This is a genomic window from Sphingopyxis sp. BE235 (assembly GCF_031457175.1).
GTDB lineage: Bacteria > Pseudomonadota > Alphaproteobacteria > Sphingomonadales > Sphingomonadaceae > Sphingopyxis.
The window spans coordinates 18,751-37,373 of sequence record NZ_JAVDWC010000009.1; the positions used below are offsets into that span (position 1 = coordinate 18,751).

16 protein-coding genes are annotated in these 18,623 nt (G+C 61.6%); 10 read left to right on the forward strand and 6 right to left on the reverse strand.

The window, feature by feature from the left end; genetic code table 11:
- Positions 1–8 precede the first annotated feature (8 nt).
- The 3 genes from J2X38_RS22705 to J2X38_RS22715 all read left to right on the forward strand — a co-directional run bounded on the left by J2X38_RS22705 (position 9) and on the right by J2X38_RS22715 (position 4,611).
- Positions 9–1,265: an MBL fold metallo-hydrolase gene (locus tag J2X38_RS22705; RefSeq protein WP_310257625.1), complete on the forward strand. Its 1,257-nt coding sequence runs from the start codon at positions 9–11 to the stop codon at positions 1,263–1,265.
- Positions 1,266–1,785: 520 nt separating this feature from the next.
- Positions 1,786–3,561: a ParB N-terminal domain-containing protein gene (locus tag J2X38_RS22710; RefSeq protein WP_310257626.1), complete on the forward strand. Its 1,776-nt coding sequence runs from the start codon at positions 1,786–1,788 to the stop codon at positions 3,559–3,561.
- Between the two features lie 726 nt (positions 3,562–4,287).
- Positions 4,288–4,611 carry a DUF736 family protein gene (locus tag J2X38_RS22715; RefSeq protein ID WP_058453987.1) on the forward strand — a complete coding sequence of 108 codons (324 nt, stop codon included), beginning with the start codon at positions 4,288–4,290 and terminating at the stop codon, positions 4,609–4,611.
- A gap of 57 nt (positions 4,612–4,668) precedes the next feature.
- On the opposite strand, the gene J2X38_RS22720 is transcribed toward J2X38_RS22715, so the two are convergent.
- Positions 4,669–4,893 (reverse strand): AlpA family phage regulatory protein, encoded by a 225-nt coding sequence (locus J2X38_RS22720; protein WP_310257633.1) that lies wholly within the window; start codon positions 4,891–4,893, stop codon positions 4,669–4,671.
- 519 nt (positions 4,894–5,412) lie between these two features.
- Here J2X38_RS22720 and J2X38_RS22725 point away from each other — a divergent pair.
- From J2X38_RS22725 to J2X38_RS22740, 4 genes are read left to right on the forward strand one after another with little or no spacing between them, the layout of a single operon-like run.
- Entirely contained in the window at positions 5,413–6,306 is an 894-nt protein-coding gene (locus J2X38_RS22725) for a zincin-like metallopeptidase domain-containing protein (RefSeq protein WP_310257635.1), read from the forward strand.
- A complete protein-coding gene (locus J2X38_RS22730; RefSeq protein ID WP_310257638.1) occupies positions 6,303–6,557 on the forward strand; it encodes an iron dicitrate transport regulator FecR in 255 nt (84 codons plus the stop codon). The genes J2X38_RS22725 and J2X38_RS22730 overlap by 4 nt, the downstream gene beginning before the upstream one ends.
- 58 nt (positions 6,558–6,615) lie before the next feature.
- Positions 6,616–7,566, forward strand: coding sequence for a HEPN domain-containing protein (locus tag J2X38_RS22735; RefSeq protein ID WP_310257658.1), 951 nt, complete (start codon positions 6,616–6,618; stop codon positions 7,564–7,566).
- The gene (locus J2X38_RS22740; protein WP_310257640.1) at positions 7,556–8,380 is read left to right on the forward strand and encodes an NYN domain-containing protein; all 825 of its coding nucleotides are present in this window, start codon (positions 7,556–7,558) and stop codon (positions 8,378–8,380) included. Before J2X38_RS22735 ends, J2X38_RS22740 begins: the two co-directional genes overlap by 11 nt.
- 6 nt (positions 8,381–8,386) lie before the next feature.
- Here the strand turns inward: J2X38_RS22740 and J2X38_RS22745 are convergent, their stop codons facing one another.
- Both J2X38_RS22745 and J2X38_RS22750 read right to left on the reverse strand, forming a co-directional pair.
- A complete protein-coding gene (locus J2X38_RS22745; RefSeq protein ID WP_310257642.1) occupies positions 8,387–8,617 on the reverse strand; it encodes a conjugal transfer protein TraD in 231 nt (76 codons plus the stop codon).
- A complete protein-coding gene (locus J2X38_RS22750) occupies positions 8,607–8,930 on the reverse strand; it encodes a conjugal transfer protein TraD (protein WP_310257644.1) in 324 nt (107 codons plus the stop codon). The genes J2X38_RS22745 and J2X38_RS22750 overlap by 11 nt, the downstream gene beginning before the upstream one ends.
- Before the next feature lie 172 nt (positions 8,931–9,102).
- Here J2X38_RS22750 and traA point away from each other — a divergent pair, with 172 nt between their 5' ends.
- The 3 genes from traA (at position 9,103) to J2X38_RS22765 (ending at position 13,937) form a co-directional block, all read left to right on the forward strand.
- Entirely contained in the window at positions 9,103–12,054 is a 2,952-nt protein-coding gene (traA, locus tag J2X38_RS22755) for a Ti-type conjugative transfer relaxase TraA (protein WP_310257646.1), read from the forward strand.
- A gap of 9 nt (positions 12,055–12,063) precedes the next feature.
- The gene (locus J2X38_RS22760; RefSeq protein WP_310257648.1) at positions 12,064–12,525 is read left to right on the forward strand and encodes a hypothetical protein; all 462 of its coding nucleotides are present in this window, start codon (positions 12,064–12,066) and stop codon (positions 12,523–12,525) included.
- 116 nt (positions 12,526–12,641) lie between these two features.
- Positions 12,642–13,937: a site-specific DNA-methyltransferase gene (locus J2X38_RS22765; RefSeq protein ID WP_310257650.1), complete on the forward strand. Its 1,296-nt coding sequence runs from the start codon at positions 12,642–12,644 to the stop codon at positions 13,935–13,937.
- On the opposite strand, the gene J2X38_RS22770 is transcribed toward J2X38_RS22765, so the two are convergent.
- The 3 genes from J2X38_RS22770 to J2X38_RS22780 form a co-directional block, all read right to left on the reverse strand.
- On the reverse strand, positions 13,849–15,114 hold the full coding sequence (locus J2X38_RS22770; protein ID WP_310257652.1) for a hypothetical protein: 1,266 nt from the start codon (positions 15,112–15,114) through the stop codon (positions 13,849–13,851). The genes J2X38_RS22765 and J2X38_RS22770 overlap by 89 nt on opposite strands.
- The gene (locus J2X38_RS22775) at positions 15,114–16,868 is read right to left on the reverse strand and encodes an AAA family ATPase (RefSeq protein WP_310257654.1); all 1,755 of its coding nucleotides are present in this window, start codon (positions 16,866–16,868) and stop codon (positions 15,114–15,116) included. Before J2X38_RS22775 ends, J2X38_RS22770 begins: the two co-directional genes overlap by 1 nt.
- Before the next feature lie 84 nt (positions 16,869–16,952).
- Positions 16,953–18,494, reverse strand: a complete 1,542-nt coding sequence (locus J2X38_RS22780) for an ATP-binding protein (protein ID WP_310257656.1) — start codon at positions 18,492–18,494, stop codon at positions 16,953–16,955.
- Positions 18,495–18,623 lie beyond the last annotated feature (129 nt).

The following is an 18,623-nucleotide window of genomic DNA, read 5'->3' on the forward strand; positions in this document are numbered from 1 at the left end:
AGGAAACGATGGTCGAAACGCAGCCCGTGCAAGATGTAAACTGGCTCCAGCATCCTGTCGGCCATGGTGGATTTCACACTGGCCGCCTCCAGTTTTTTCGGGGACCAAAACTGAACTGGATTTTCGATTGCGGTTCCCGGAGAACTAAAAAGTTCGACGAATATCTGCGGTCATGGATCACTCTTGGAAACGAAGAGGTCGACTGGCTCTTCATATCGCACTTCGACACCGATCATGTGAGCGGCCTTGAAGTCTTGATGGCGAACGCCGTGGTCAAGAATGTCATGGTTCCATATGTCAACGAGCGCGAGCTCCTAGGGCAGCTGCTGCAGATCATTGATGGCGGCGATACGAGCCGGTATATTTTCGACCTTGCGGCGGACCCAGGTGGATACTTCCTTTCACGTGGCGCTCAGCGAGTGATTTTCGTGGGTGGCGGTGGGGACGATCGCATACTGATCGAGACTGGAGACCCTTCCTCACCTGACGGTTCGGGCGATGGCATGAAGGAGTGCCGAATATTGATACGGCCCGCGCCGCGGTCGCTAAATTCGGGGCAGATCGTGGGTGCCGCGCCGAATGCAAAAGTGGAGCTGTCCGAACAAGGTTGCGAGATCGAGATTCATTCACTGGGTAGGCAGTTTCTGTTCAAGCCATTTCGCGCGCCTCTAGATCAGAGTGACGATGACAGCTTGCTCGTCGCGATCCAAAACCTGGTCGGCGACGCAAGCTTGCAGAATGGTCGACCGGGCCTTGGCGACCTGGCCTATGCGGTCGCTCGTTTCAGCCGGACCGCTGCAGGTCGTGCCAAACTGCGGCAGGTCTACAAGCTGCACGTCGGATCATCCAACCGATCGTCGCTGTCCCTCCTGAGCATGCCTCTTCCCAAGGATGCGGCTCAGTCGTATTTTGAAGTCGAAAGCCCGTCAAAGACGTCCATGTCTTGGTCGGTTCCCGCTTGGCTCAATACAGGCGATGCCGAGTTGAAAGCCACCCAGGATCTGCAGAGCTGGCGCGCGCACTATTCAGCTGAGCTCGGGCATGTTCGCGTGCTCGCTCTCCCGCATCACGGATCCGACCACAATTCCGATCAGGCGCTACACGATCTTTGCCCTCGGGCGATCCTCGCAGCTCATGTCAAATCGGATGCGACTAAGCATCCGGGAGTGGATACAATGCTAACGGCCGGAGAGCGTTTGGTGCGCGTCACGGAACAAGCGGGACACTATATCCGGATGCATTTTCAACAGCGAGAAGACATTTAGCTGCCGGTTCCGAGGAAATGCGCGCTGGACATTAAATCCTGACGGCGCGCGGCCGCAAATGGGCGCACACTGGCGGCGGCAGGCGCCGCCAGAGATCGCGCGCCTGCACGGTTGGCCGCGCAGCGCTCTTGTCTCGCTTCTTGGCGCCGCGGGCGCGCGGCCCTTGCGGCGGGTAAGCAGCGCGTGGCGCTGCTCCGGGCGCGGCGTTGCCACGCCCGACCCGCCGCCGGTCCGCGCACGCCGCGGTGCCTGCAGCTGCGACAAGGGCGCGGTTGTTCTCCGATGTTGACGCCGCGCTGATCGCGCGACGGCGCTGTGTGTAGCCGGCCACGGACAGCGGGGCAGTCGGCGCACGGCTGTGGGACCGCACGGCCGGTGCGCAAGCCGGGCGAAGCCCGGCTCCTCCACTTCGTTTCGGCCCTGCGGGTGCGCGCCGTCCTTTGGCGCGGTCCCGTCGCCTTTTCGCGCCGCCCGCCCCGCCGTCCGGGGCCGGGTGTGGTTGAAGAGAAGGAATACCATCATGAAGCTGGATTTCATTGAACTGGGCAAACTGTCCATCGCAGCCGCCAATATGCGCGGGAAGGGGAAAGACCCCGACGTCGCTGATCTTATGCCGAGCATCCGCGCAAGGGGCGTGCTCATTCCGCTGCTCGTCCGTCCGAACTGCTCGGAAGGCCATTACGAGATTGTCGCGGGGCGTCGGCGTTTTACCGCCGTCGGAGCTGTGGCGCGTGAGGGCGGGGCGGTCCGGCCCATTCCTTGTGCCATTCTCGACGAGGGCGATGACGCCGATGCGCTCGAAGCGTCGATGCTTGAAAATCTGGCGCGAGTGCAGCCCGACGAGGTTAGCCAGTGGGAAGCGTTCGTCGCGCTGGTGAAGGCAGGGCGCAGTGTCGAGGAGGTCGCCGACAGCTTCGGCTTCGAGCCGCGCGCGGTGAAGCGCATCCTTGCTCTCGGCAATCTGCTGCCGCGCATCCGTACTCTCTATCGCGGCGGCGAGATCGATGCGGGCACCGTTCGCCACCTGACCCTCGCATCGAAGAGCCAGCAGAAATCATGGCTCGCGCTGTTCGACGACGAATGCGCCTATTGCCCGACCGGCCATCAGCTGAAAGCATGGCTGTTCGGCGGCACGGCTATCGCGGTGAAGCACGCGTTGTTCGATGCCGGTGAAGCGAAGCTTGCTGTCGTGTCCGACCTGTTCGGCGAGGACAGCTTCTTTGCCGACGCCGATGCCTTCTGGTCGGCGCAGATGGCGGCCATCGAGGCGCGCAGGGCCGAGTATCTCGAAGCGGGGTGGTCCGATGTCGTCGTGATGGCGCGTGGCGACTGGTTCCGGTCGTGGGATTATGCCCATGCGGGCAAGCGCAAGGGCGGCCGCATCTATGTCGAGGTTCGCGAGAGCGGCGAGGTGACCTTCCACGAAGGCTTCGTCACCGCCAAGGAAGCGAAGCGGCTTTCGGGTGGCGGCGGGAGCGAAGACGACGATGCCGTCATGGCCAAGCCGGTGCGTCCCGAAGTGTCGGGTCCGCTGAATGCCTATATCGATCTTCATCGCCATGCGGCGGTGCGCGCCGATCTGGCAGGGCACGGTGGCGTAGCGCTGCGGGCGATGCTCGCGCATGTCATCGCGGGCGCCGATCTTTGGCGCGTCGATGTCGAGAGCCAGCGGGCGCCGAAGGAAGATATCGCCGAGAGCGTCGAGACGTCTTCCGCAGAGACGGCGTTTGACATCAAGCGCCGTGCTGTGCTGACGGTGCTCGGGTTCGACGAGGAGGCCCCGACGGTCACGGGAAGGCCTATGAACCGTCCCCCTTTTGCTCCGCTCTTTGCGCGCCTTCTGGAACTGCCCGATCCGGTGGTACTGGAGATCGTAGCGATCGTCATGGGCGAAACGCTGCAGGCGGGCAGCGAGGCGGTGGAGATGATCGGTCTCCATCTCGGCACCGACATGCGCCAGCGCTGGTCGGCGGACCCGGCTTTTTTCGACCAGCTTCGCGACCGCGAGGTCCTGCTCGCCATCACCGACGAGGTCGCGGGGCCGGAGGTCGCGGGAGCGGACGCCGGTGAGAAGGGCAAGGCGCTGAAAGCGATCATCGCAGATTGTCTTGAGGGTGCGAACGGTCGGACCAAGGCCGAGCCGTGGGTGCCGCAATGGATGGCGTTTCCGCCTTCGGCCTATACGACGCGGGGCGGGGTCGGCAGCGTCAAATCGGCGCGGCGGGTCGCGCACGAGCTTGCGGCTCCGCCAGCGTCCGAACCCGATGCGGAAGACGGACAGCCTTTGGCAGCATGAGAAGACGGCGGGCGGCTTCGGTCGCCCGCCATATTTTCTGCGGGCGCAAAATGACGCGCCGGCCTTGTGGGCCGGCGCGGCGCTCATGACTTGGGCGCGCCGCCGCCGCAAGCGGCGACGGCCCGCGGTTCAGCCAAAGAAAGAGGCGACGCGAAGTTGCCTTCGCGCCGCCCAGACGAGGATGCTGCATCCTTCGCCCCACCATCCTGACTTGCCGGGGTCGCTAATCGCCAAGCCCGGACGGAAGTTGGCGAGCCCGATAATATCGGTTCTGACCCTAGGATTGTACGAAAACGCCAAATCGCATGCCTTGGACATCGTTTTCTTGCCGCGCGGCATGCGCCGATAGGAAGACGGACTGCCAACTCGGGCGCGGCCGCTCTGATCGTAGCCACAGTTCGCGGTTAGATCGCATTTCTCACTCAAGTTTCTGCGTTTGATCGTTCACGCGGATAGCGCGGGCTCGCTCCACCTATTCTGCAGGTCCATCCCGGCGACGGGCGAGTTGACCTGGACCGGCGCGGCGCCCCGCGAAAGTGCGGCGGCGCGATTATTTCCCCGCGTGCTGCGCACGCTCCTCGCGGCCGCTTCGCTGCAAATAATCGCGCCGCCGCACTCCTCCGCTTCGCTGCGGCCCTTGCAGGTTCGCGGGGTCACCTCATGCGCCGGTCCTTGGTCTGCCCATGCCGCAGGGATGGTCCCGCGGCTTTCTCAAGGAGACGACCAATGGCAGCAATCGGCTTTGTGAACGGCACCATCGAAACGGGTTTCGTGGGCCAGCTGAAGACTCTCTCGATCCGCGCGGCGATCGAAATCCGGACCAACCGCTCAAAGAGCGGCGACGTCCAACCCGATTACCGGGTCTGGTCCGAGGGCGTCGAAATCGGCGCCGGCTGGATCCGCGTCGGACAGCAGTCGGGTGAACCTTATGTGTCGCTGAGCCTCGCGGCGCCGGAGTTCGGACCGCGCCGCCTCTATGCGAACCTCGGCCGCGCCGCCGGTCAGGACGGCGAAGACGGTTACGCTCTCATCTGGAATCCCGCCGACTGAGGCGAGCCTCCACCCCGCGCCGCTTCCGCGGCGCGGGGCTTTGCCGTGCTTCTTGTTTCAGGCGGCGATCGGCGGGAGGTCGGCGAGGGTAAAGCTAATGGGGTTGCGCTGCCAGATCGCGACTTCGGACTCGCGCCAACCGCAGCAGCGCTCGGCTAGCTTGTGCTGCGGCGGAAAGGTGCCGGCAGCGATCTTTCGGTAAAGCGTCGCCCGGCTGAGGCCGGTGCGGTCTAGAACGCTATCGAGACGGAGGAAGCGGTCGGGAGGGGGAAAAGACGCCATGCACATATCCTTCATTTACTGGCTGCGAATGATGCTCCCTGAGCGAAGAATGGATATTCATCGACCGGCGTCAATCCCCTGAGATTCCAGCCTTTGTCCAAGTCTGTCGTCCCATGTCGTCCGTTGTCGTCCGCTGTCGTCCAACATTGTCGACGGTGCGACGAAAAATAATTTGCACCATTCTGAGCATTTCGTCTCACGGGCTGGAAATTGAGACCGCCCTGGGCGGCCGCGTCCAGATTGCCGCGCCGAAAGCAGCGCGATCATCGTTCGAGTCGTTCGGAAATTGGCCAGCGGTCGCCGCTGCGCGGCGGCGGCGGTTGTCCCGGCGCGGCGGGGGCAGGGTGGGCGTCACTCGCCTTAGCCCCGCCCGGTCGGGCCGCAACCCGCTTCGCGGGTCCTCCTCTTCGTTCCGGTCCTTCGGATGCAGCCCGCCCGATGATGCGGGTCTGCCGGCTCCTTCCTGCCGCCCACCCCGCCCCCTTCCGGGCCGGGTGCGGTGGCTGGAGGAGAAGGATCATGAAGCATCAAAAAGTCGAACGGCAGAGCCTCTATGCCGAGGTCACGAGCCGGATCATTGCGGAGCTGGAAGAAGGGCGCCTTCCCTGGGCGCAGCCTTGGGACAGCGCGCTATGCGGATGCACGATGCCGCAGAATGCCGGAACGGCGCGCAAATACAGCGGCATCAATGTGCTGATCCTTTGGGCCAAGGTCATCGCCAAAGGCTATGCCTCGCAGCGCTGGTTGACCTACCGGCAGGCCGAGGCGGCGGGCGGCAATGTCCGGCGCGGCGAGAAGGGCACGGTCATCTGCTATGCCGACCGGTTCACGCCGAAGGCCGAGGCCGAGGCGGCCAGAGGAGAAGATCGCGAGGCGCGGCAGGTGGCGTTCCTAAAGCGGTTCGTCGTGTTCAATGTCGATCAGTGTGAGGCACTGCCCGAGGACTATATCGCGCCGATGGTCAGCCCCGATCCGGTGCTTGCGATCGCCGAGGCCGACGCGCTGATCGTGGCAAGCGGCGCGCGCTTCAACATCGGCGGCGCCGAAGCCTTCTACAGTCCGAGCCACGACTTCGTCGCCGTGCCCCCGCAGGCGGCGTTTCATGAGCCTGTGAACTGGTATCGCACGGCCTTGCATGAACTCGGCCATTGGACTGGTCATGGCAGCCGTTTGGACCGCGACCAGAAAGGCGGGTTCGGCTCGGAGGCCTATGCCAAAGAGGAGCTTGTCGCCGAGATGGCCGCGGCGTTCACCTGTGTTTCGCTCGGCATCGCGCCGACCGTGCGGCACGCTGATTATATCGGCTCATGGTTGTCGGTGCTCCGTGATGACGAGAAGGCGATCTTCCGCGCCGCGAGCGCGGCGAGCAAGGCCAGTGACTATCTGTTGGCGTTCGCGGGAGACGACCAATGAGGCGCCGCGATATCTCAACCGTCACCATCGCGGACGCCGAGCGCCGGATGGTGATCGCGCTTCGCAAGATGACCGCGCGGCAGGGCGATATCTTCCTGTCGGCCCGCTTCGACGAAACGCCCTATCCGGAGTTGGCGGAAAGGCACGGCGTCACCGTAGAGCAGGTGATCGCTGACTTCGCTGAGGCTCTCCTTATGTGGTCGCGCTGCCTTCATGCGCGCTTCCCGCATCTGGTCTGGCCGTGGCTTTGATCGGCGGCGGGCCGGATGGCGCTTGCCATCCGGCCCGCCGCATTTCAGGGTGAGAATGATGAGAACAGGTCTCGATCATCTTCCCCAGTCCAAGCAGCGCGAGCTTGCCGATGTCGTGCGCATCCTGTTCGAGGAATTTGAAACCGCGCACGCCCGCGGCAACTCGGACTGGAACCGCAAAGGTCGCATCTTCAAGATCGTCCTCTATGGCAGCTACGCGCGCGGCGACTGGGTCGACGATCCGGTTGGCGGCTATCAGTCGGACTATGACATTCTTGTCGTCGTCAACAATGAGCGGCTGACCGACTTTGAGCATTGGTCCGCCGCCGAAGATCGTCTCATGCGCGAGGTCACGATCAACCAGACTCTCACCGCGCCGGTCAGCTTCATCGTGCACTCGCTCAAGGATGTGAACGCGCAGCTTGAGCGCGGGCGCCCGTTCTTTGTCGATATCGTCGAGCAGGGGATCGGCCTCTACGAGGCCGAGGGATATGAGTTCGCGCAACCGCGCGAGTTGCCCGCAGACGAGGCGCGCATCGAAGCGGAGAAGCATTTTGAAAGGTGGTTCTCAATCGCTCAGCGGTCGAGAAGGACATCCAAGTTGCAACTCGCTGAGGGCGATGATGTCTATTGGCGCAACAAGGCGGTATTTGAACTCCACCAAGCGGTTGAACAACTCTATCACTGTACCCTGCTTGTTCAGACGCTCTACAGCCCTAAGTCGCATCGGCTCAATTTCCTCCGGTCGCAGTGCGAGCAGATCGCACCCACATTGATCGAAGCGTGGCCGCGCGACGACAAGTTCAGCCGCCGCTGTTTCGAGCTTTTGCGGCTCGCCTATGTCAACGCGCGCTACTCTCCGCATTACAAGATCAGTGCTGAGGAATTGACCTGGATCGGCGAGCGTGTGGCCGTGCTCGAAAGCCTCGTCGAGAAAATTTGCCGCGATCATATCGCGGCGCTGGACGAAACAAGTTTCTCCGGCGGGAATGCATCCGATGGAAAATGACAATCCACGACGCGTTGCGTCCGACCGTAAGATCGCGCTTCTGATCGACGCGGATAATGTGTCCCACGGGAAGATCGCGGCGATGCTTGCCGAGCTGTCAAAATATGGGACCGCAAACATCCGCCGAGCTTATGGAAATTGGGCAAGCCCGGGCTTGAAAGGCTGGAAAGACAAGCTGCACGATTTCGCGATTCGACCGATCCAACAGTTCAATTATTCCACCGGCAAGAATGCGACCGACATCGCGCTCGTGATCGACGCGATGGAACTACTCTATACCCAAAAACTCGATGCCTTCTGCCTCGCATCGAGCGACGCCGACTTCACCCCGCTGGTCATGCAGCTCCGCGCCAACGGCCATGAGGTTTACGGCTTTGGCGAACGGAAGACGCCGAGCCCGTTCGTCAATGCCTGCACGACCTTTCTATATCTCGACAATCTCGGCGAGGCTGAACCGGCAGCGTCGGTACCGGAGATGCCGGAAGTAAAGCCGACAAAGGCGAAGGCACCGCCCAAAGCCGCTCCGCAGCCTGCGAAGCCGGCAGGCAAACTGCTCGCGCAAGACACGAAGCTTGTGACCATCCTGCGCGGCGCAGTTGAGGCTGCGGCGCGCGACGACGGATGGGCGGCAATGTCCGCGGCCGGTAGCGCGGCGAAGCGGCAAGCGCCGATCGATCCGCGCAACTATGGCGTCAAGAACTTCCCGGCGCTGTTCGAGGCGACCGGCCTGTTCGAGATCGTAAAGGGCGAAGGCGGCCACAGCTATGTCGCGGACAAGAGGAACAAGGACCGCGCGCCCACGCCTGCTTCCTGATTTCTCCTAATCTTCCGCGAACGCGCGCCGCCCCCGGCGGCGCCAAAGTTGCGTTTGCTGTTCGCTAGCTTCGCTCCGGAGAGTTGCGGCCGCATCGATGAGCAAGCCCAGGATGACGGCCCGATCGTCGCCGGTCAGTTCGATAAGATCCGCCTTAGCGATCAGACCGCCAAGCTCGATCAATTGGCGCGTGCGCTCGCGGCGTTTCACCTGCCATGCCCGGTTGTCATGCCGCACCCGCTTCGCCTGAAGGCGATTGCGGGTCTGAACCGTTCGCCGGTGCGCCGCCCTCGTCCCGGTCAGCGCCCTTGCGAGCGCGGGCGCCGTTGCCGCGAAAAAAGGCCGCGCCGCTCTTGCGCCACGCCTCCTTTCGCGGCGCGTCTGCACCGACAACCTCAAGCAGTGCGCCTGCCAGCTGTTCGATCGACAGGGCGTCGGCGCCGGTTGCTATGACCAGCTCGCCGAGCTGACCTTGCTTCCTAGTCTTAAGCGCCTTTGCTTTGTGGGTCAGTGCCTGGAGTTCGGCGTCGAAATCACGCGGTTTGCGCACGGTGTGTCCTTCCGTGAAAAGAGGTCGGACGAACCAGCTATGCCGAGTCTCACGGCCCCGCAAGGCGCTGAAATCTCACGAGACGCTGCGATCCCGAGCGCGATGAAATCGTGTGAGGGCGCGCTTATACGTCGTGCCGACGTGCCCGTTTTGCCCTAAATGGATAGCCCTAATGGCGATCTATCATTTCTCGGCAAAAGTCATTTCGCGTGCGGTCGGCAGCAGCGCGGTCGCCGCCGCGGCCTATCGTTCTGCTGATCAGCTGCATGACGAGCGGCTGGGGCGCAGCCATGATTTCTCGAACAAGGCCGGCGTCGTCCACAGCGAAGTGTTGCTGCCGGAGGGCGCGTCCGAGGAATGGCGCGATCGCGAGCGGCTCTGGAACGACGTCGAGGCGGTCGAGCTTCGAAAGGACGCGCAGCTTGCGCGCGAGATCGAGTTTGCAATCACGCGCGAGATGACCGAGAGCCAAGGGATCGAGCTCGCCCGCGATTTCGTGAAGCACGAGTTCGTTGACCGCGGCATGATCGCCGACCTCAACGTTCATTGGGACATTGGCGCCGACGGCTTAGCCAAGCCGCACGCGCACGTAATGCTGACGATGCGCGAGATTCAGATTGGCGAGGACGGAACCCCCGAGTTCGGCGCTAAGGTTCGCGAGTGGAACCGCACCGAGATGTTGACCCATTGGCGCGAAGCCTGGGCCGACCATGTGAACGAGCGGCTGGCGTCACTCGACATCGATGCGCGTGTCGATCATCGCAGTCTCGAAGCGCAGGGTATCGACCTAGAGCCGCAGCACAAGATAGGCCCGGCGGCTTCGCGCAGGGCGGCCGAAGGGCTGGAGGCTGATCGGCTCGCCGAGCATATCGAGATCGCCCGATCGAACGGCGAGAAGATCCTCGCAAATCCTGGCATCGCGCTCGACGCGATCACCCACCGGCAGGCGACATTTACGAACCGCGACCTCGCCATGTTTGTGCACCGGCATAGCGACGGGAAAGGGCAGTTCGATGCCGTCATGGCGGCGGTCAAATCGTCGCCCGATCTCGTCGCGCTCGGGCAGGACGGACGCGGCGAGGACCGGTTCACGTCCAAATCAATGATCGAGACCGAGCAGCGGCTCGAACGCGCGACGGCGACGCTCGACGCGCGGCGTCATCATGGCGTTGCCGATCGTCATCGCGAACATGCCTTATCCCGCGCGTTGGAGCGCGGTCTCGATCTCTCCGCCGAACAGCGCGGCGCGCTCGAACATGTCACCAGTGCACGCGGCATCAGCAACGTCATCGGCTATGCCGGGACCGGCAAGAGCGCGATGCTTAGCGTTGCCCGCGAGGCGTGGGAGGCGGCGGGCTATCAGGTGCAGGGCGCAGCGCTGTCCGGCATCGCCGCCGAGGGACTCGAGCATGGCTCGGGGATCGGCTCGCGCACACTTGCGAGCCTCGAACATCAGTGGGCCAATGATCGCGAGCGTCTGACCGACAAACATATCCTCGTGATCGACGAGGCGGGGATGGTGGGGACACGCCAGCTCGAACGTGTCGTGTCCGAAGCGGAGCGTCAGGGCGCCAAGGTCGTCCTAGTCGGCGATCCGCAGCAGCTTCAGGCGATCGAAGCGGGTGCCGCGTTCCGCGCTGCGGCTGAGCGCCATGGCGCTGTCGAGATCATGGGCATTCGCCGGCAGCAGGAGGACTGGCAGCGCGAGGCGACGCGTGAACTCGCGACTGAGCGCGCTGGCGCGGCGATCGGGCGCTATGCCGAGGCTGGCTTCGTGCATGCAGCCGAAACCCGTGAGGCGGCGCGCGCCGAGCTGGTTGATGGCTGGGATCGTGATCGCCAGCATCATCCCGATGCCAGCCGGATTATCCTGACCCACACCAATGACGAGGTGCGAGCGCTCAACGAGGATGTGCGCGACCGGCTGAAAGCGAGCGGCGGGCTTGGCGCCGAGGTTGCCATTACCGTCGAACGCGGCGAGCGAATGTTCGCCGAGAATGACCGTCTGATGTTCCTGAAGAATGAGCGCGGCATTGGCGTCAAGAACGGCACGCTCGGAACCGTCCAGAATGTCGACCGGTTGCGCATGGCGGTGATGCTCGATGACGGGCGCAGCGTCGCGTTCGACCTGAAGGACTATGCCCATGTCGATCATGGCTATGCCGCGACGATCCATAAGGCGCAGGGCATGACCATCGACCGCGTGCATGTGCTCGCGACGCCGGGGGTAGACAGCCACTCGACTTACGTCGCGCTGTCCAGGCATCGCGAGCAGGTGGATTTATATTATGGCCGCGACGATTTTGCGACCCGGAACAAGCTCGTGCGCGCCGCCTCGCGTGAGCGCGGCAAGGATATGGCAACCGACTATCGGGCGCCGACACCCGCGAAGTCGACCGAGACAAAGCGCGGCATCTTCGACGGGCTGAAGCTGGATGTCTCGCGCGACGCGCCGGACCCCCCGCCGCGTGAACGGCAGCGCGCGGTTCGGCTCATGGAGGTCCGCGTCAGCGCCCGGTCGCTCGAAGCCGAGCCCGCACGCTCACCGCTCCACAAGGCGGTCGAGCGCTTCGCGGGCATCACGAAGCAGATCGTCGATGTCCGGCGAGCCGGCGGGAAGGAACTGCCGCACGAACTCAAGGCCTATCGCACGGCGCGGGCTGAGCTCGATGCGCTGCGTCCCGGAGGCGCGAACGATCTGCGCGAAGCATTCGGGAAGAGCTATCAGCTGACGAAGGAAGCGGCGGCGGGACGGACCGCAGGCGCTATGGCGGAGATGGATCGCCGAGACGCGGCGCGCGCTGCCGAGCGAGCTACGGCGGAGCGCGCGGCGCGTGAGCCTGTCAGGCTTGCTGCTGATGCCGAGAAGCGTGCCGAACTGTTCGTTACGACATGGAAGAAGGAGAGCGCGCGCGTGAAGGAAGCCCCGACCTATGCGGCGCGCGACGCGGCGCGTGCCAATCTCAACGATATGGCGAAGAGCCTGCACCGCGATCCGCAGCTCGAGTCGCTGCTCCATAATCGGCGCGCGCAGCTCGGGCTGGACGTTATGAGCACGAAAACGCTGTCTCAGGATCTCCAGCTAAGTCTAGGCCGTGGACGCGGCATGGGGATAGGGATGTAGACCACGTGCATGACCCAGAAACCAGCCCGCACCGCCCGGCAGCCTGCCGATGCCGCCACCGCCTTCGAAGATCTGCGCCGGGAGATATCGCTCCAGCGCACCGCGATCGAAGGCCTGACTTCGGCGAAGGACAAACTCCCCGATTATTCGCCCACGCTCCGCGACATGGAGACGCGGCTCGGCCAGTTGGAAAAGCACGTCGAAAGCATCAACGAACGCCCGGCGATGCAGCTTACGCCGCTGACGATTGCCACGGAAATGCACGAAGGGTTGATCACCTACCGGGCCGATGACCGCAAGATCCTCGTGGAAGCGAGCAACGCGCTGGCGCGCTCGCTTGGCCGGGTCGAGGGCATGATCAAGCAGAAGCGATCGAACGGCGAGCAGGACTGGTGGGTGACATGGGCCGCCACGGGCGGATTTCTATGTGGCGCACTGGCGGCCCTGACTGGAGTTGGTGTTGGGACGTAATCTCGCCGCCGACGAAGACCGGCAGAAGTTTTTGTAACACATCAAAGCTGGCTTTGTTCTTGTAACACGAAAATGCCTGAGCTACTCTGTTTTCGAATCACAACATCGAGGACATCATGGGTCGGCCAAAAGCGAATAAACCGCGCAGCGCAATCACCAATGTAAGGCTGACGGAGGAAGAGAAGGAGACGTTTGATGCGAAAGCGATCGAACTGGGCTTCTCTGCCGTTTCTGAGTATATCCGGTTTCTCCATAATCAGCATGTCGCGGCGAGCTGCCAGACTGCGACCATCGATGACCACAAATTGATCTATCCCAAAAAATTGGTTCGTTCGTTTCATCGGACCGAGATGGGAGAAATGATGTGGGGCGACAGCCGGGCCTATTTATTCAACGGCGCAAAGCCGGACAGTGTTGACCTCATTATGACGAGTCCGCCGTTCGGTCTGGTCCGGAAAAAAAGCTACGGCAACGAGGATGCGGACGCCTATTGCAACTGGTTCCGGCCCTTCGCCGAAGGCTTCAAGCGCGTTCTGAAGGACGACGGAAGCTTGGTGATCGACATTGGGGGGGCCTGGGTGCCGGGTCAGCCGACGCGCTCGCTCTATCACTTCAAACTGCTCGTGATGCTTGTCGAGGAATATGGATTTCACCTGTGCCAAGAACATTACTGGTGGAATCCGGCCAAGTTGCCGACCCCGGCAGAATGGGTCAACGTGCGTCGGGTCCGGGTAAAGGACGCCGTGAATACAGTTTGGTGGTTGTCGAAAACGCCTTTTCCCAAGGCGAACAACCGCCGCATTCTCGCGCCCTATTCCAAGTCGATGAAGGACCTGCTGCGAAATGGGTACACCGCCAAAATGCGCCCCTCTGGTCATGATATTTCCGACAAGTTCATGAAGGATAATGGCGGCTCGGTGCCGCCGAACTTGCTCGCAATCGCGAACACGGAATCGACCAGCCGCTATCAGGAGCATTGCCGGGACAATAATATTCCAATTCATCCCGCCCGCTTCCCGCCTCAGCTTCCCGAGTATTTCATCCGCTTCCTGACAGAGCCGGGGGACATGGTGCTCGATCCCTTTGGCGGATCATGCGTCACGGGCGCTGTTGCTGAGGCATTGGGGCGCAATTGGATCTGTTGCGAGATGTCGGAGGAATATCTGAATGGCGCACTTGCTCGCTTTGTGCCGCACGCTGTACCGCTTTTGAGGGATCGGCCTGCTAGTTATGAGATTGCACCGCCTTGCGCTGTTCCGGTTGATGAAGAGGCGATTCCGCTCTTTGCAGATGGCGGCGCTGCGCGGCCGCCTGCGATGCCCTCTAAGCCTGCGCTAGTGAAGTCAGTGAAGGCGAAGGTAACGGCTCGGCCACGAGGCGGGCAGCCCACACGGCGAGTTGCTTCTGCTTAATACCCTCGAAATCGATGCTGCCCGGAACCTCGGCAAGAAGATCGTCAAGGGCCGGCGCATCCCGGGAGATGGCCACAAGGGATCGGGACAGGATTGCGCCAATCGCGTCGGTTGGCGCATATCCCCTCGCATAGCGCACGACTTGATCGACGGCATCGCGAAATCGGGCAGGCGCTGTGTCGCCGGCAACATATTTGACTTCGATGATCGAGACGACGCGTTGCACGCTCTGATCCACGACCACCAGATCAGGCCGATCCGAGCCGATCGCGAGGTTGTAAGCCGCAAGAATATCGCGTGTGAGAACTTCCGAGGGTTCGGGAGCGGGGGCGCTATAGAAGGGCGTCCGCTGCTGCCAATAGACGGCAAAGCGGCCCGCGGTGGCAATCGGAGCGGCTGTCTCGGCCCCAAGGAGGCTCAGTGTCATGGGGGCGCCCGTTGCCTCGGCCAGCGCCTCGGCCACGCCTAGACCGACCGCAATCTCAAAACGTCGCCATTCTTCCAGTGGCCCCAGAAGAGCCGTTCGCGCCACATCCTCGATCGCGGAAGCCTCGCCGCGCTCAATACCTTGTAGCAGTTCGTAAGCTTCGACCGCGAGCCGGTAGACAAGTCGGCGGCTACGCGCTGCGACGCGCACTGTATTGGAACCTGGCCGCTGCCCGAGTGCAACGGCTCGAAGCGGTTCTCGCAGCGCCGTCAGCCGCTGGAGCGAGCGCATTTCTCCCTGTGCTCGCTCGATAATCTCGACATAGGGCGAAGAAGGACTTTGCCAGTTCGAGAGCCGGGCTGTATAGGTTGCAGCTTCGCGCAGCACCCAGGCAAGCAGCAGATTTGGTCCAGTCAGGAACGACCTGATAGGCTCCTGCGCGACAATTGCCGAAGGAAGCCCGGTTTGCAGGCGATAAAGCCAGGTCTGGCGCGCGTCGATACGCCCTCGTGCGACCGCGTCATCGGTTCTGGTGCGCAGCACAAGGAGGCTCTGCGCTTCGTGCGGATGGGACAGCAAATAGCTTACCAGCGCCCGAACCGGACGCGAGATCGACCAGTGGCCTCGAAGGAGATCGAGATCGCGACGATGCTCGACACGCGGGATATTGCCTTCCAATGCGTCCCCGCGCCGAAAGTAACGAAGCAGCAATGCGGCCGAATAATCGACAATAGCCGCGTCGATAGTCATCAGATCGCGACCGTTTCCAGCCTTGCTCTGACTTGCGCTGCTTGGTCGTCCTGCAAGCTGAACGCGGCGATCGTCTCGTCCGCAATGGTCATCGCATCTTGATGCGCGATGCCGTCAAGCATCGGCAGCAGAACCATATCCAAAGCATCGAGAACGGCGCTTCGCATTGCCGCATTCGCGGCGGCGAAGAAGGTCGCGTCCGGATCGAGAATGCGGATTGCCTTAATCGCGTCGATGATCGGAGCCGGTCCGATCACCCGAACCGAATTGATCGATGCCCACAGCGTGGCCAGTGGGCAGGGCGCATCGGCCGCGGGTGCTTCCTGGACTACCCCAACGTGGAGCAGATAATCGCGCACAAACCCTCTAAGATCGCGCGGCGCATCGACATAGACCCAGCCGAAACGCCGGCTGAGCGCATAGGACATCTGGTAAAGCGAGGCTTTGTCGATCGAGTTGATTGTGGCAATCAACCGCCAGCCCGGCCCTGGCGCAAACTCATGATCTTCTGCGCCCGGCTTGGGATTGGGTAGGATCACATATTGCTGACTATCTTTGTCATTGAGATCCGTCCGGTATGGGAGTGTCGTCTGCTGGCCGCTCAGCACCGTGAACAAGGGGCCGATCACCTTGTCGATGTCGCAACGATTCAGTTCATCGATTATGAGCGGCTGCCGAAAAGTTCTGAGCAGAATTCCGGGCACAAAATCGACGTCGCCGCCGCCGATTGGCTGGTATCCGCCGATAATGTCTTGCGAACTCCAATCGGACGACCCGGTGATCAAGGTCCAATTGCCGCCTGGCAGGCTTTCACCGATCCATCTCGCTAGCGAGGTTTTGCCGGTCCCAGGTGGACCATAAAGCATCAGATGCTGCTTGCCGGATTGCAGCATCGCGTTGATCTGCCGGTAGACGGCCGGGTCAATGCCGAGCAGGTCGGGGTTCTCGGGTATCTCAAGCGCCGAAAAGTCGAGTGCTTCTGCCTCTTCGTCTTCGTCCTCGTGATCGGTCACACCGGTCGCTGCAGCTGCCTGCGCGGGCGGAGGACCAGCATCGTCCCAAGCTTTGGCCAGATCGGTCTTGATCCGTTCGAGGTCGCCGCTGTCGGTGAGGTCGTAGACAGGGATCGGGCCTGCGTCTGCGCCTTGGGGCGCAATGTTGATCGCGGCCTGAAGCGCGTCCAACACCTCAGCATAAGTTATGAAACGCTCGTCGCCATCGACCGTCAGTTCGATCGCATCGCTGGCAGCCCGTAAGCCAAGCAGCCCGGCAAAAATATAGTCGACGGGCGTATTGAGACGTCGCATAGCGCCAGTTGCAGGATTGAACGAAAAGGCGTCCGACGAAGAGCCTTTCGGCAGTGCACCGTGAAACATGTAAATGACCTGAGCCTCAAATTCGTCGCCGCGTATGAACTCGCCGGCGCCGGTCCGAAACATCGGCAATATCCGAACCGCAAGGCCGGCCTTATCGGCCTGAGCGGTGTTTGAGCTGCCGATCCCTGCATCAGTCATATCTTCCGGGAGGGCGGCAACCGCCGGTTGATGCGTTACATCGACGGTGAAGATCCAGCGTATCGGCTTGCTCGAGGAATAGGTGACATTTTCCCAGTATCCAGTTGCCAGATCGAGCGCGTGGTTCCCGAAATTGTCCCCGCCCTTGAAGCCGGATTTGGAAAATTGAAGACCGCGATCCCTGAGGAAGGTCTTGAGCCATTTGTAAAAACCGTCTTCGGTCTTTGGCGGCAAAGCCATGCGATATTGCCCCTGCGTTAAACCCGTTTCTTCATTACCTGCTACCGCAGCAATGGACAGGATATTTCATAAGCGTCCATGCCATTATGCGCTGGCGGCGAGCGGAGCGTCTCCCTCGTCTCCAGCATCATTCTGTATGATATTGAACGAGACACGGAGCAAATGGTCCTTGAGCATCTTGACCGTCTCGGAGGTCATAGGCTTGTCCGACGTCCGCGCCCGGGCCTCGGCGACGGCGTCGTAAATGCAGTGTCGAAAATAATTCAGCACCGCATCCTCTCCCTCGATCTGAGTCAGCACGAACGGATGGTTCATGTTGATCACGATGATGACATCTTTCTCGACCGCAGAGTCGAGGATGACGTAGGGATCGTTAGGAGAAAGGTCCCGCGCCAGATAAACCACCACCCGCATTTTGCCGACCGTCGCGTTGATCGCGGGCTTGCTTTTCAATTTTACCTGCTCGGACGTATGCGCGAGCGAGATGCGCAGCATTTCAGGATCTGGCAAGTCCTCGAAATCAATGCCTTCGAGCATCTCGTCCGACGTTAACTCTCCCTCGATAGTCGTGACAGCCTTGTCGACATCTGCAGCCGACGGGCCGCCCGTTCCCGCGCCCGCGCCTTTGCGAAAGGTTTTTGCATGGCTGATTAGGTCGTGCATTTCCTTCGCTAGGGCCTCTTCGACGTCCTCTTCTTGAGTATTTTGCCAGTGAATATCGTCTTTGGTGTGGCTGACTTCGAACCCATCCAGATGTATCTCGCCGACGATGCGCTGGTTGACCAAGTCGTTGCGCGCATCGCCGAAAATTTCGTATGGCCGCCAAGCATCGGGCCAGCCCTTGATGACGCGATTATTCTGGAGGATCGAAAAGCCGGCGTCGGTACGCGAGCCCGTAAACAGGATACCGCCCCAGCCCTTGACCGTCTTGCCATCCACCTTGAATTCAAAGTCCTTCCGATAAGGTCGGCCTTCACGGTCGTTGAGCAGCTGTTTTTCGAAACCACCCCAAGCCAAAACTTCGCCTTGCCACCGAAGCGTCAATCCGAGGGTCTCGAAATCCTTTCGGTACATCGAAGAAAGACGGCGTTTGATCTTGGTGAGTCCTCGCACGCCAAACTGCCTGTAAAGTCCGGAAACCTCGATGACCGTGTGATGTTTTGAAGAGGCGACGCTATTGGTCTGAAGGTTGAGCGACGGGTCGCCCTTTTCAACCTTAGCCATGTCCACGGTTACGACATATTCCGAATCATCGCCCAGCCGGGTCGTCCGGATTTTCCACTTAGCGCCGAGCCAGCTCGCTGCCGTCTTCATCCCGAGCCCGTATTTCGAGCGGCCATTTGGATTCTCAGGCGGCAATCCGACGTTGAGTGCGCGCGTTAGCTCAACCAGATCCATGCCCATCGCATTGTCTGCGATCGTCAAAGTTTTTGCATGACGATCATAGGTTACGCTGACATCGAGACCGTCGCTATCCTCTCCATAGGCAGCATCGAGATCATCGCGATGGTTCAAATAACTTTGGGTCGAATTGTCGATGAATTCGGCGATCGCGTGCCAGGCGGTATAAGGTAACCGCTTGTAGGCGGCCATCGAGTTCAACCCGATCTTTAGTTCTATGTTCATCCGTCCCTCTCCCTTAGTTCGAACCGGCCGCTGTCTAGGGTTAAAACCCAATCAGCCTCTTGAAATTGCTTGTATGTATTGATTCAAAGGGCCTTCACCGCAGCGGGAGGCCCTTCACGATGTCGCGTT